The 15,127-nt window shown below is 49.1% G+C and carries 7 protein-coding genes; all 7 read left to right on the plus strand.

The genetic code is table 11. The features are described from left to right. Positions 1-34: 34 nt before the first annotated feature. Positions 35-1,555 carry a RagB/SusD family nutrient uptake outer membrane protein gene (locus QZ135_RS02115; RefSeq protein WP_294605503.1) on the plus strand — a complete coding sequence of 507 codons (1,521 nt, stop codon included), beginning with the start codon at positions 35-37 and terminating at the stop codon, positions 1,553-1,555. An 18-nt stretch (positions 1,556-1,573) separates the two neighbouring features. After that, positions 1,574-3,922: a beta-glucosidase BglX gene (bglX, locus tag QZ135_RS02120; RefSeq protein WP_294605505.1), complete on the plus strand. Its 2,349-nt coding sequence runs from the start codon at positions 1,574-1,576 to the stop codon at positions 3,920-3,922. A 118-nt stretch (positions 3,923-4,040) separates the two neighbouring features. Continuing rightward, on the plus strand, positions 4,041-5,411 hold the full coding sequence (locus tag QZ135_RS02125) for a glucoamylase family protein (RefSeq protein WP_294605507.1): 1,371 nt from the start codon (positions 4,041-4,043) through the stop codon (positions 5,409-5,411). Between the two features lie 172 nt (positions 5,412-5,583). Beyond that, positions 5,584-8,412 (plus strand): triple tyrosine motif-containing protein, encoded by a 2,829-nt coding sequence (locus QZ135_RS02130; protein WP_294605509.1) that lies wholly within the window; start codon positions 5,584-5,586, stop codon positions 8,410-8,412. A gap of 221 nt (positions 8,413-8,633) precedes the next feature. Continuing rightward, the gene (locus tag QZ135_RS02135; protein ID WP_294605511.1) at positions 8,634-11,672 is read left to right on the plus strand and encodes a TonB-dependent receptor; all 3,039 of its coding nucleotides are present in this window, start codon (positions 8,634-8,636) and stop codon (positions 11,670-11,672) included. Between the two features lie 45 nt (positions 11,673-11,717). Next, entirely contained in the window at positions 11,718-13,235 is a 1,518-nt protein-coding gene (locus tag QZ135_RS02140; protein ID WP_294605513.1) for a RagB/SusD family nutrient uptake outer membrane protein, read from the plus strand. Between the two features lie 95 nt (positions 13,236-13,330). Then, positions 13,331-15,127: glycoside hydrolase family 3 N-terminal domain-containing protein (locus tag QZ135_RS02145; protein ID WP_294605515.1), on the plus strand; the 1,797-nt coding region annotated here is incomplete at its 3' end.

Raw genomic sequence — 15,127 nt, forward strand, 5'->3', positions numbered from 1 at the left:
ATACACTCAAATCAGACTTAAAAAAACAAAGATTATGAAGATAAAGAAATATATCCTGTCACTGTTGATTGGCGCAACCGTCCTCTCATTCAGTTCCTGTAATGACTTCCTGGACCGCGACCCACTGGGACAATTTACGGAAGACGATGATCCCAACGCCCTTGTAGGCGGAAAGATATTCAATGTTTACTACCTGATGCGCTCGTATAACATCACCGCCGGTATCCCCGCTTTCATGGTACACATGGTGCGAAGCGAGGATTCCGAGAAGGGTAGTGACGCCGGCGACGGTGGTAACGAAGCAGCCATGTGGGATGACTTCGAATACGCAGCCAACAATGGCCCGTTGGAAGCCTACTGGAGCCAGAACTATAAAATCATCTACCAATGTAACGAAATTCTGGACGACATTGCCAAAAGCGATAATAAGGGTGACACAGAGTCCATCCGCAACCGTGGCGAAGCACTCTTCTTCCGTGCCTACTGCTACTTTAACCTGGTACGCGCTTTTGGCGAAGTGCCTCTGGTAACCATTAAAGTAGTGGAAGCCTCTGATGCCAACGTGCCCAAGACCACTGCAGAGAAGGTATACGAACAGATTGACAAAGACCTGACCGAAGCCGAAGAGTGTCTGCCATTGCGGTGGACCAGCGACTACACGGGACGCCTCACCTGGGGTGCTGCACGCGCGCTGCATGCACGCACTTACATGATGCGCAACGATTGGGAGAATATGTACACAGCTTCCACCGAGGTCATCACTTCCGGTATCTACAATCTGAATACTCCGGTGGACAAAGTCTTCACCGTAGAAGGTGAGAACTGTGGCGAAAGCATCTTCGAGTTGCAGTGCGAAGCCACCGACGCCATGAAAGAAGATGCCAGCATCGGCAGCCAGTTCTGCCAGGTGCAGGGCGTGCGCGGAGCCGGCGACTGGGATCTGGGCTGGGGTTGGCACATGGCTACCACACTGATGGGGAAAGCATTTGAAGAAGGCGACCCCCGCAAGGATGCCAGCTTGCTCTACTTCCGCCGCAACAATGAAGACCCTATCACACCGGAAAATACAAATAAACCTTACGGTGAATCGCCCGTATCCACCGCCATGGGTGCTTACTTCAACAAGAAGGCTTACACAGACCCCGCACTGCGCCGTAAGTATACCCGCATGGGATTCTGGGTAAATATCCGCATCATCCGTTATCCGGACGTGCTCCTGATGGCAGCCGAAGCAGCCAACGAAAAAGGACTGATGGGTGAAGCAAGCAGTTATCTGGAACAAGTACGTGCACATGCCCGCGGCACGCTGACAGGTGTATTGCCGAAAGTGGAATCTCTTGACCAGAACGTACTGCGCGAAGCCATCCGCCACGAACGCCGTGTAGAGTTAGCTTTGGAACCCGACCGCTTCTATGACCTTGTACGTTGGGGCATCGCACAGGAAGTGCTTCAGGCTGCCGGGAAGAATTATCAGCCGAAGAACGCATTGTTGCCATTGCCACAGACGGAGATAGATAAATCGAACGGGGTACTGGTACAGAATCCTGACTATTAATGATATAAATAGAAATATATGAAAGCAATATTCAAAAAAACAAGCCTGTTACTGCTGAGTGCCCTGATGAGCATATCAGCCGCACAGGCACAAAAGTCTCCACTGGACATGGACCGCTTCATCGATGCACTGATGAAGAAAATGACCGTGGAAGAGAAAATCGGTCAGTTGAACCTACCTGTCACGGGTGACATCACCACAGGACAGGCAAAGAGCAGCGATGTAGCCACAAAGATTGAAAAAGGAATGGTGGGCGGACTCTTCAACCTGAAAGGGGTGGACCGCATCCTCGAAGTGCAAAAGCTGGCGGTAGAGAAATCACGCCTCGGCATTCCCCTACTGTTCGGTATGGACGTGATACACGGTTACGAAACGATCTTCCCTATCCCACTGGGGTTATCCTGTACATGGGATATGGCAGCCATTGAGAAATCCGCCCGCATCGCAGCCGTCGAAGCAAGTGCCGACGGCATCTCCTGGACATTCAGCCCGATGGTAGACATCAGTCGCGACCCACGCTGGGGACGTGTCTCCGAAGGTTCGGGAGAAGACCCTTTCCTGGGAGGAGCTATCGCACAGGCAATGGTATACGGATACCAAGGTGCCAATCTGCAAGACCAATTACGCCGCAACGATGAAATCATGGCTTGCGTCAAGCACTTTGCCCTGTATGGTGCCGGAGAGGCCGGACGGGACTATAACACAGTAGACATGAGTCGCAACCGGATGTTCAACGAATATATGTACCCGTATGAGGCAGCCGTAGAAGCCGGTGTGGGCAGTGTGATGGCCTCATTCAATGAAATAGATGGCATACCGGCTACCGGAAACAAGTGGCTGCTGACTGACTTACTCCGCGACAAATGGGGCTTCCAAGGGTTCGTGGTGACAGACTTCACCGGTATTTCTGAAATGATAGAACATGGCGTCGGTGACCTTCAAACCGTTAGTGCCCTTGCTCTGAATGCCGGAGTGGATATGGATATGGTAAGCGAAGGTTTCGTGGGTACATTGATGAAATCTATCAAAGAAGGTAAAGTACGGATGGCTACACTGAACGCTGCCTGCCGTCGGATACTGGAAGCGAAATACAAACTGGGACTATTTGATAATCCTTATAAATACTGTGATGTGAACCGTCCGAAGCGGGATATCTTTACCAAAGAACACCGCGACGAGGCACGCAAGATAGCTGCCGAAAGCTTTGTATTGCTCAAGAATGACAGCGTAGCCCCTCGCCAACTCGTCTCCTCGTCTCCTCGTCAACTTTCCCCCCTTCTCCCCCTGGCGAAGCAAGGCACCGTCGCCGTCATCGGTCCCCTCGGCAACAGCCGCAGCAATATGCCCGGCACCTGGAGTGTAGCAGCCCGCCTCAACGATTATCCTTCACTCTATGAAGGTCTGAAAGAAATGATGGCAGGCAAAGTAAACATCACTTATGCCAAAGGAAGCAACCTTATCGGTGATGCAGCTTATGAAGAACGTGCCACCATGTTCGGCCGTTCACTGAACCGCGACAATCGCACTGACCAAGAATTATTGGATGAAGCCCTGAAGGTAGCTGCCGGTGCCGATGTAATCGTAGCCGCACTGGGAGAATCATCAGAAATGAGCGGTGAAAGTTCCAGCCGCACAGAACTCGGTCTGCCCGACGTGCAGCACACTCTGCTGGAGGCTTTGCTGAAAACCGGAAAACCCGTTGTGCTGACACTCTTCACCGGTCGTCCACTGACGCTTGTTTGGGAAGAGGAGCATGTTCCCGCCATTCTGAATGTATGGTTTGGTGGCAGTGAAGCGGCTTATGCGATTGGCGATGTATTGTTCGGTGATGTTAATCCGAGCGGTAAACTGACGATGACTTTCCCGAAGAATGTAGGGCAGATACCTTTGTTCTACAATCATAAGAATACCGGACGTCCGTTGGCGGAAGGTAAATGGTTCGAAAAGTTCCGCAGCAATTATCTGGATGTGGACAATGAGCCATTGTATCCTTTCGGTTACGGTTTGTCGTACACTACTTTCCAATATAGCGACATTGCCCTGAGCATGCCGGCACTGGGAAAAGATGGTTACGTGACAGCCGTAGTCACCGTAACCAATACCGGAAAGCATGACGGTGCAGAAGTGGTGCAACTTTACATCCGCGACCTTGTAGGAAGCATCACCCGCCCTGTGCGCGAACTGAAAGGTTTCAATAAAATTTTCCTCCGCGCCGGAGAAAGCAAGACGGTATCCTTTAAGATAACCCGTGACCTGCTCCGTTTCTATGATTATGACCTGAACTACATAGCAGAACCGGGCGACTTTGACATCATGATTGGCGGAAACAGCCAGGCGGTGAAGACGGCACGGCTGACGCTTAAATGATAATTAAATGAAGAACTAAAAATGAAGAATGAAGAATTTGGCTGCGCTATACAAGCATGCCGCAAGGTAATTCTTCATTCTTCATTTTTAGTTCTTCATTCTTAATACCTTTATATATATGAAACAAACCCTGTCTTTTCTTCCTCTTCTCCTCTTCCTGCTCCTCCCCGGAGCCTGTAAGAATCCGAAAACAGGAAGCACTGTTCAACTTACCGACGATGCCCTTATGGACACCGTCCAACGGACCACCTTCAACTATTTCTGGGATGGTGCCGAACCCAACAGCGGTCTTGCTCCCGAACGTATCCACATGGATGGCATCTATCCCGAAAAAGACCAGAACGTAGTTACCTCCGGCGGTAGCGGCTTCGGCATCATGGCCCTGCTCTCCGGCATCGACCGTGGCTACATCACTCGCACCGAAGGTCTCGACCGCATGGAAAAGATAGTCTCTTTCCTCGAAAAAGCCGACCGCTTCCACGGAGCCTATCCCCATTGGTGGTATGGAAATACCGGAAAAGTAAAACCCTTCGGACAAAAAGACAACGGCGGTGACCTCGTAGAAACCGCTTTCCTCATGCAAGGATTACTTACCGTACATCAATATTACACCAATGCTATCGGAAATAGAAAAGATTCCTCCCGGGCAGACAGCATCCTGACAACAAAGGAACAAGCCCTTGCCCAACGCATAGATACCCTCTGGCGCGATGTAGACTGGAATTTCTACCGCCAAGGCGACCAGAATGTGCTCTACTGGCATTGGAGCCCCGAATACGGCTGGGCCATGAACTTCCCCGTTCACGGCTACAACGAATGCCTCATCATGTACATCCTTGCCGCCGCCTCACCTACTCACGGAGTCCCTGCCGCCGTCTATCATGATGGCTGGGCACAGAACGGCGCCATCGTCGAACCCCATAAAGTGGAAGGCATCGAACTTCATTTACGTTACCAAGGTTGTGAAGCCGGTCCCCTCTTCTGGGCCCACTATTCCTTTCTCGGTCTCAATCCCACAGGATTGAAAGATGAATACTGCGCCAGCTACTTTGATGAAATGCGTAACCTGACGCTCGTCAACCGTGCCTACTGTGTCCGCAACCCGAAACACTGGAAAGGTTTCGGCGTTGACTGCTGGGGCTTGACCGCCAGCTACTCCGTCAACGGCTACGCTGCCCACATGCCGAATGAGAAGGACGACCACGGTGTCATCTCCCCCACTGCCGCCCTCTCGTCCATCGTCTATACCCCGGAGCAATCACTCGCCGTGATGCGCCACCTCTATGGAATGGGCGACAAAGTCTTCGGTCCTTACGGTTTCTACGATGCTTTCAGCGAAACAGAGAACTGGTATCCCAAACGGTATCTCGCCATCGACCAAGGCCCGATAGCCGTAATGATAGAGAATTATCGCACCGGACTACTCTGGAAACTTTTCATGAGCCATCCGGATGTACAGGCTGGATTAAAGAAGTTGGGATTCCAATAAAACCCCATTAGGAAAAAGTTTTCTCATTACGATGAGAAGTTATTCTCATCACGGTGAGAAAACTTTCTCATCGTAATGAGAATTTTATTTTCATTGAAACCCGAAATTAATTATCTTTGTCGCAAGAACAACTGTAAGGTCGTGACCTTAGCTAACCTTTATTCAACCTGTTATGGACATCCTAAAGTATATATTCGTCACCTTTGTGTCCCTCTTCACTTGCACCACGATAACTGCCAATCAGAAACCATATGTTACCAACCTGTCACGTGACAAATATCACGGAGCCAACAAGAACTGGTCTATCGGACAGGATGAAAAAGGTATCATGTACTTTGGCAATGCTATCGGTCTGCTGGAATCCGACGGTATGGAATGGCGACTCTTCCAGACACCGGACGCCAACATTGTGCGTGCCATAGCCGTAGCCGATCATCAGACCATCTACAGCGGTGGCTCCGAAGACCTGGGACGCTGGGACCGTGACCAGTCGGGACAACTGAAATACACTTCCCTGAAAGGACTGCTCAAAGAAAACAACGCACTTGACAACCAAAGTTTCTGGCGCATCTGGATAGTGGAGGATAAAGTCTACTTTCAATCTTTCAGCCATGTCTATATGTACGACCATCAAACGCTCACCCTTGTAGATGGGCCTACCGACCTGCTGTTATTACTGAAAGTGCGCGATGAATACTGGATACAAGAAATGTACGGTCCGCTCTACCAACTGAACCATCTGTCACTCAACAAAATACCCGGAAGCGATTTTTTAAACGGTACCATTACCCGCGTCATTCTGCCCTATGGTACAAACCGCTACCTGATAGGAACCTCTACCGGAGAAATCTACATCTATGATAAGAAAACCTTCATCCCCTGGAACCCTTCCCTCTCACGCCAACTGCAAGGGCAAGAATTAAATTGCGGCATCTATTCTTCCAAGCGGAACACGTATTATCTGGGTACACAGCTTAGTGGCGTATATGAAGTAGATACCCAAGGGAATATCTTGAACCACTTCTCTTCTGCCAACTCATTGCAGAACAACACCATTCTGTCCTTGTATGAAGACAATCAGAACAACGTCTGGGCAGCTATGGACCGTGGACTCGCCTATATCCGCTATACCGACGGATTAAGCTATTACCGCTCTACCGACGGCGGATTCGGTGCTGTCTACGATGCCACCATCTGGCACGGCAATCTGCTTGTCGGCACCAATCAGGGCATCTATTATACGGCTCAGAAGAAAATTGACGATCTGGATATGTTCTCTTCTCTCAAATTGATAGAAGGCACCCAGGGACAAGTATGGTCTTTCCAGCAAATGGATGGACGATTATTCTGCGGCCACACGAACGGCCTGATCGAAATCCTCCCCGACTTGCGCATCCGCCAGCCCTACCGCATCAATACCGGGGTCTTCCGCACCCTGGAAGCAACCATCAACGGAAAACAAATACAAATCATCGTCACCTACAAAGACCTTCTCATACTGAACCAGTCCACCGGAGAACTGAATTCCATGGGACAAATATCCGACCCCATATCCAATGCCGAAGTAGACCATTTGGGGAATATATGGTTAGAGACTACCAGCCGGGGTGTTTATAAATGCCGCCTGAATGATGAGCTGAACGCCTTCCGTTATTATACGTATTATGGTAAGAAAGAGGATAATTTGCTACCCGAACACCTGCGACTCTTCAAATCAGGCGGACGCATCCTGTTCCTGGGTGATGACCGGTTCTATATATATAATGAGGGGAATGACGACCTGCAGTTGGAACAACACCTGAACCAATGCTTTAAAGACATACACAATCTTAAACGCATTATCCCCTTCAACAGCGAAGAAAGTTGGGCTACTACAGGCTCTTCCGTCTACCTCTTCTTCTATGACGGTTACATTGCCCGTATCAAGGAAGCATATAAAATAGAAGCGGATAATCTTTCCTTGGTCACCGCCTATGAAAATGCCGCTGTACTCAACGACTCTTTGTCATTGATCTGTCTGGATGCAGGCTTTATCCTTCATAATGTTTACCGCAGCAAGCGCCAGACAGTGGAGCTATCTGCACCCAACCTGGAGTTTGTTCACACGGGAACAGGAACGTACACAGGTTATGTAGACCTTAGCGAACCTATCCATGTTCCCTACAAAGACAATACAGTCACCGTGGGCTTCTCCGTCAATGCCGCTTTCGCCGGCAATCTCTTCGTACAATACCAGTTGGAAGAAGTAGATAGTACCTGGAGTGCCTCCGAGCGGCGGAACAGCATATCCTATGCCCGTCTGCCCCAAGGGACATATACGCTACGACTTCGCACCACAGACGGATTGAACAACTATTCACCCGATACCCTCCTGACATTCGAAGTTCTTCCTCCCTGGTATAATACCATCTGGTGGTACCTCACCTGCTGCGGATTCATTATCATCACCCTGTGTGTTACTTTCTATCTGATGAAACGGCGTTTACAGATTAAACATCTGCGTCGCATGAAAGCTCAGGAAGCCGCATACCTGCGTTCACTGAACGAACAACTGCAAAATGAGATTGAGGAAAAGGATGCCGAACTCTTCACCCAAACATCTTTCATCATCCATAAGAATGAACTGATACTGAAACTGAAAGAGATTGTTGATGAAATATGCGCCCGGAATACGCAAAAAGGATTGATACCTTTCTATCAAAAAATAAACACCTTACTCGCCAATAACCTCGATACGGAAGATGACTGGAAAATGTTCCTTATCAAGTTCGAACAGAAGCATCGCAATTTCTTCAAACGCCTGAAAGAAATGCACCCGCAGCTCACAAACAATGACCTGCGCCTGTGTGCCTGCCTCAAACTGAACATGGAAACCAAAGACATTGCCTCCCTGATGAACCTTTCAGTGCGAGCGGTGGAGAATAACCGATACCGATTACGGAAAAAATTCAATTTGCAACCTACTCAAAACCTGAATGAGTACTTCTTAAGTATAGACTGACACAAAACGATAAGCCACTCAAAACGAGTGGCTTATTTTGTTTTGAGTAGTAAAAGTGTAGTCATTCATTTGTTAAAAGATAGGGATATGTATTGGTGGTGAACCTCTTTTTTGTGCCTGGTCTATTTCCATTCATACTTTTGCCCACAGATTTAATTCTCGCAGAAATCAGATGCGAGGGATTGAATCAGAACTGAGTTATCCACTAAAAATTTAATGCAATGAAGAAAAAAACACTTCTTCCCCTGGAGAAAGCCTCATGGCTTAAAAGTTTATTTCTATTAGTGTGCCTCCTACTTTCCGGCACCACTGTATTCGCTCAAGAAAAAACCGTGACCGGTGTTGTCACCGATTCATTCAACGAGCCGTTAATCGGAGTATCTATTGTAGTGCAAGGCACCAGCAACGGTGTGGTGACCGATATGAATGGAAAGTATTCCATCAAGGCTACCCCGGGTTCCACCCTCCAATTCTCATACGTAGGTATGGAAAAACAAAGCATCAAAGTAGGCAACCAGAATGTCATCAACGTCCAGTTGAAAGATGATTCGCAGATGCTTGCCGAAACAGTAGTTATCGGTTACGGTAGTGCCAAGAAGCGTGACCTTACAGGCTCCATCACCAACATTAAAGGTGACGAGATTGCCAACAAACCGGTTGCGAATCCACTATCCGCCCTGCAAGGGAAAGTGGCCGGTGTGCAGGTCATCAACTCCGGTAAGGCCGGTGAAGACCCCGAAATCCGTGTACGTGGAACAAACTCCATCAACGGTTACAAGCCTTTGTATGTAGTAGACGGTTTGTTTAATGACAACATCAATTTCCTGAACCCGCAGGACATCGAGTCTATGGAAATCCTGAAAGACCCGTCTTCACTCGCCATCTTCGGTGTGCGTGGTGCCAACGGTGTTATCATCATCACCACCAAAAAGGCCAAAGTGGGACAGACCCGCGTAAACATCAACGGTTCGTTCGGCTTCAAGAGTGTACCCAACCAGATTGAAATGGTGGATGCAGCCGGCTTCAAAGAACTGTATAACGAGCAGTTAAGAAATGAAGGCAGTCCCGAATTCGACTTCACAGGCTGGAACGGAAACACCAACTGGCAGGACGAAATCTTCCAAACAGGATTCATTACCAACAACAACGTCAGCATCACAGGCGCTTCGGAGAAGCACAGCTTCTACCTCGGTGCAGGTTATGCCTACGAACAAGGTAACATCAAGAATGAGAAGTACAGCAAAATCACTTTGAGTGTCAGCAATGAATATAAACTGACTGATAATTTCAGAGTTGGTTTCCAGTTCAACGGCGCACGCATATTACCCGCCGATACCAAGACTGTAACCACCGCCGTTCGTGCCACTCCGGTAGCTACGGTGTTCAACGACCAATATGGTCTCTACACTACCCTGCCCGAATTCCAGAAAGCGCAGATGAACAACCCGATGGTGGATGTTGACCTGAAAGCCAATACCACGAAAGCAGAAAACTACCGTGGTTCGGGTAACGTATATGCTGAATGGGACTTCCTGAAACATTTCCAGTTCAAAGCTATGTTCTCTATGGATTACGCATCGAACAACAGCCGCAAGTACACTCCTATCATCCAGGTATATGATGCCAGTGCAGAAGGAAGTGTGGTTACGCTGGGCGATGGTAAAACCGGTGTCAGTCAGGCAAAACAGACAGAAATGAAAACGCAAAGTGATTATCTGTTGACCTACACCAACACATGGGGTGAACACAACCTGACGGCTACCGCAGGTTTCACTACCTATTTCAACAAACTGGAACAACTGGGAGCTGCCCGCGCACAAGGTGTAGGTCTGGTAATTCCTGATAATTCTGATAAATGGTATGTCAGCATTGGTGACGCAGGTACTGCCACCAACGAGAGCACACAATGGGAACGCGCCACCGTATCCATGCTGGGACGTATCCTCTACAACTACAAAGGCAGATATTTATTCAATGGTTCGTTCCGCCGTGACGGTTCTTCAGCTTTCTCTTATACAGGTAACCAATGGCAGAACTTCTACTCGGTAGGTGCCGGTTGGCTGATGAGCGAAGAAGCTTTCATGAAAGATATCACCTGGCTGGATATGTTGAAACTGAAAGGTTCATGGGGTACACTGGGCAACCAGAATCTGGACAAAGCCTATCCCGCAGAACCTCTGCTGAGCAATGCATACTCTGCTGTATTCGGAACTCCCTCTGCCGTTTATCCCGGTTATCAGCTTTCTTACCTACCCAATGCCTCTCTGAGATGGGAAAAGGTGGAAGCATGGGAAGTAGGTGCAGAAGCCAACTTCTTCCGCAACCGCTTACATCTGGAAGGTGTATACTACAAGAAAACAACGAAAGACCTGCTCGCTGAAGTACCGGGTATCTCCGGAACCGTGCCGGGTATTGGTAACCTCGGTTCTATCGAGAACAAAGGTATCGAACTTGCTATCAACTGGCGCGACCAAATCGGTGACTGGAACTATAGCATCGGCGGTAACCTGACTACCATTAAGAATAAAGTATTGAGCCTTGTACAAGAAGGTTACTCCATCATCGCGGGCGACAAGAGCCAAAGCTACACCATGGCCGGTTACCCAATCGGCTACTTCTATGGTTACAAAGTGGAAGGTGTTTACCAGAGCCAGACCGATATAGACAACTCACCGAAAAATACACTGGCAACCGTAACTCCGGGCGACCTGAAATTCGTAGACGTGGATGGTAATGGTGAAATCACTCCTGCCGACCGTACCATGATTGGTAATCCGACTCCGGACGTGACTTACGGCATCAACCTCAACGTAGGGTACAAGAACTGGGAGCTGGGCATCGACATGATGGGACAGGCCGGTAATGAAATCTACCGCACATGGGACAACTACAACTGGAGCCAGTTCAACTTCATGAAACAACGTCTGGACCGTTGGCACGGCGAAGGCACCAGCAACAGTCAACCGTTGCTCAACATGAAGCATACCATCAACAACCTGAACTCTGAATATTACATCGAGGACGGCAGTTTCTTCCGCATCCGTAACGTACAGTTGGCTTACAACTTCGACAAGACCTTGCTCTCCAAAATCGGAGTACAGGCACTCAAACTGTATGCTAACGTTCAGAACCTGAAGACCTGGAAGCATAACACCGGTTATACTCCCGAATTGGGTGGTACGGCTATTGCATTCGGCGTAGACGATGGCAGCTATCCGATGCCGGTGATCTATACGTTCGGTTTCAACCTTACTTTCTAAAATGAAAAATGAAGAATTATACATTAATCATTAAACATTGAAAACATGAAGATACAAAAATATATCCTGTCACTGTTGATTGGCTCCGCAGCCATCTCATTCAGTTCATGCAACGACTTCCTGGACCGCGACCCACTGGGACAATTCACGGAAGACGACGCTCCCAACGCCCTCCTAGGCGGAAAGATTTATAATGTGTACTATCTGATGCGTAGCTATAACATTACTGCCGGCATTCCTTCTTTCATGATAGAAATGGCACGCAGCGAGGACTCGGAAAAAGGTAGTTCGGCAGGCGACGGCGCTGATGTGGCAGCCATGTACGACGACTTCGAATATACTCCTTCCAACGGAACCATGGGTGCTTACTGGACTCAGAACTATAAGGTTATCTTCCAATGCAACGAGGTGCTGGATGATATTGAAAAGGAAGGGAAGACCGACACAGAGACGATGCGTAACAAAGGAGAAGCCCTTTTCTTCCGTGCTTACTGCTACTTCAATCTGGTGCGTGCCTGGGGCGAGGTTCCTCTGATTACCTTTAAAATAGTGGACTCTGCCGAAGCAAATGTAGCCAAAAGCAGTATCGACAAGATTTACTCACAGATTGACAATGACCTGACCGAAGCAGAAAAACTCCTGCCGTTGCAATGGGATGCCAATTATACAGGCCGCGTCACATGGGGTGCCGTGCGCTCTCTGCATGCACGTGCTTACATGCAACGTAATGATTGGGACAATATGTATAAACTCTCTACAGAAGTTATCGGCAAGGGACTTTATAACCTCGATACTCCGGTGGACAAGGTATTTACGGTGGAAGGTGAAAACTGCGGTTCCAGCATCTTCGAACTGCAATGCGAATCAACCGATGCACTGAAAAACAGCCTTACCATTGGTAGCCAGTTCTGCGAAGTTCAGGGCGTACGTGGCTCCGGTGAGTGGAACTTAGGCTGGGGATGGCACATGGCTACCACCGAACTTGGCAAAGCCTTCGAACCGGGCGACCCACGCAAGGATGCTACCCTGCTCTACTTCCGCCGCAGCATCGATGAGCCTATCACGGAAGCCAATACCAATAAGCCTTACGGTGAGTCGCCTGTTTCCACAGCTATGGGAGCTTACTTCAACAAAAAAGCATACACCGAGCCGTCGTTACGTCTGAAATATACCAAAGGCGGTTTCTGGGTAAATATCCGTCTTATCCGCTACACAGACGTATTGTTGATGGCTGCCGAAGCTGCCAATGAAAAGAATCTGCCGGGCGAAGCCAAGACATATCTGGAAATGGTGCGCGCACATGCCCGTGGCCTGGATAAAGACATCTTACCCGAAGTTACTACGAATGATAAAGTTGAATTGCGCAAAGCCATCATGCACGAACGCCGTGTAGAATTGGCGCTCGAACCGGGACGTTTCTATGACCTCGTACGTTGGGGCACTGCCAAAGAAGTACTCGCAGCAGCCGGTAAGACCTACCAGGATAAGAATGCTTATCTGCCTATTCCACAAACAGAGATAGATAAGTCGAAAGGCGTATTGGTACAGAATCCGAACTATTAATAAAATCGGGAGTCGAGGGTTCAGAGTTTTGGTTCTTAACGCTCAACTCCCCATTTTTTAATTTTCAATTTTCAATTCTCAATTTATATAAGTGTATGAAGAAAGTTTTCAGAAGAACAAGTGTTCTGTTGGCGGCGGCGTTTCTTAGCGCCGTTGCCGTACAGGCACAAAAATCTCCGCAGGATATGGACCGTTTCATCGATGCATTGATGAAGAAAATGACTGTGGAAGAGAAAATTGGACAGTTGAACCTGCCTGTTTCCGGAGAGATTGTCACCGGACAGGCCAAGAACAGCGATGTAGCCAAGAAAGTAGAACAAGGACTTGTAGGAGGACTGCTCAATCTGAAAGGAGTAGAAAAAATCCGCGACGTACAAAAACTGGCGATAGAACATTCACGCCTCGGCATCCCCTTGCTATTCGGCATGGACGTGATACATGGCTATGAAACCATATTCCCCATTCCCCTGGGATTATCCTGTACCTGGGATATGCCGGCCATCGAAAAATCCGCCCGCATTGCAGCCACCGAAGCCTCAGCCGATGGCATTATGTGGACATTCAGTCCGATGGTAGACATCAGTCGCGACCCACGCTGGGGACGCGTCAGTGAAGGCAACGGCGAAGATCCATTTCTGGGAGGCGCCATCGCACGTGCAATGGTATTAGGCTTCCAGGGTACGGATGTAAATGAGCAACTGAAACGTAATGACGAAATTATGGCATGCGTCAAGCACTTTGCCTTGTACGGAGCCAGCGAAGCCGGACGTGACTACAACACGGTGGACATGAGCCGTAATCGCATGTTCAACGAATATATGTATCCTTATGAAGCTGCCGTAAAAGCCGGTGTGGGTAGTGTAATGGCTTCCTTCAACGAGGTGGACGGTGTGCCAGCCACTGCCAACCGTTGGTTGATGACGGATGTATTGCGTAAACAATGGGGCTTCAACGGCTTCGTTGTTACCGACTTCACCGGCATCGCCGAAATGGTGGAGCATGGCATCGGTGACCTGCAAACCGTCAGTGCACGTGCTCTCAACGCAGGGGTGGACTTGGATATGGTGAGCGAAGGCTTCTCGGGAACCCTGAAAAAGTCTCTCGATGAAGGCAAGATTAGCATGGAAACGCTGGATGCTGCCTGCCGCCGCATTCTCGAAGCAAAATATAAATTGGGATTGTTTAATGACCCTTACAAATACTGCGACCTGAAACGTCCTGCACGCGACATCTTCACAAAAGAGCACCGCGACGTTGCCCGCAAGATTTCTGCCGAAAGCTTCGTCCTCTTGAAGAATGAGCCTGCCGGAACAGGTCAGAACCCCGTATTGCCACTGGCAAAGAAAGGAACTGTTGCCATTATCGGTCCTTTGGCAAATACCCGCAGCAATATGCCGGGCACCTGGAGCGTAGCCGCACGCCTCAACGATTATCCGTCCGTATACGAAGGGCTGAAAGAAATGATGGCGGGCAAAGTGAACATCACTTATGCCAAAGGTAGCAATCTTATCAGTGACGCAGCTTACGAAGAACGCGCCACCATGTTCGGCCGTTCGCTGAACCGCGACAACCGCACGGATAAGGAATTGCTGGATGAAGCCTTGAAAATAGCTGCCGGCGCCGATGTAATCGTAGCCGCATTGGGCGAATCATCCGAGATGACCGGCGAAAGTTCAAGCCGCACGAACCTTGATCTTCCTGACGTGCAGCGCATCCTGCTGGAAGCATTGCTGAAAACGGGCAAACCCGTAGTGCTGACTCTATTCACCGGTCGCCCGCTAACGCTGAACTGGGAACAGGAAAACGTACCCGCCATCCTGAATGTATGGTTTGGTGGAAGTGAAGCGGCTTATGCGATTGGCGATGTATTGTTCGGTGATGTTAATCCGAGC

Source organism: uncultured Bacteroides sp. (genome assembly GCF_905207245.1).
In the GTDB taxonomy this organism is placed as follows: domain Bacteria; phylum Bacteroidota; class Bacteroidia; order Bacteroidales; family Bacteroidaceae; genus Bacteroides.

Coding starts and splice junctions, on each gene's coding strand:
- QZ135_RS02140 (WP_294605513.1), top strand. CDS start 11,718: ATGAAGATACAAAAATATATCCTGTCACTGTTGATTGGCTCCGCAGCC.
- QZ135_RS02125 (WP_294605507.1), top strand. CDS start 4,041: ATGAAACAAACCCTGTCTTTTCTTCCTCTTCTCCTCTTCCTGCTCCTC.
- bglX (WP_294605505.1), top strand. CDS start 1,574: ATGAAAGCAATATTCAAAAAAACAAGCCTGTTACTGCTGAGTGCCCTG.
- QZ135_RS02135 (WP_294605511.1), top strand. CDS start 8,634: ATGAAGAAAAAAACACTTCTTCCCCTGGAGAAAGCCTCATGGCTTAAA.
- QZ135_RS02130 (WP_294605509.1), top strand. CDS start 5,584: ATGGACATCCTAAAGTATATATTCGTCACCTTTGTGTCCCTCTTCACT.
- QZ135_RS02115 (WP_294605503.1), top strand. CDS start 35: ATGAAGATAAAGAAATATATCCTGTCACTGTTGATTGGCGCAACCGTC.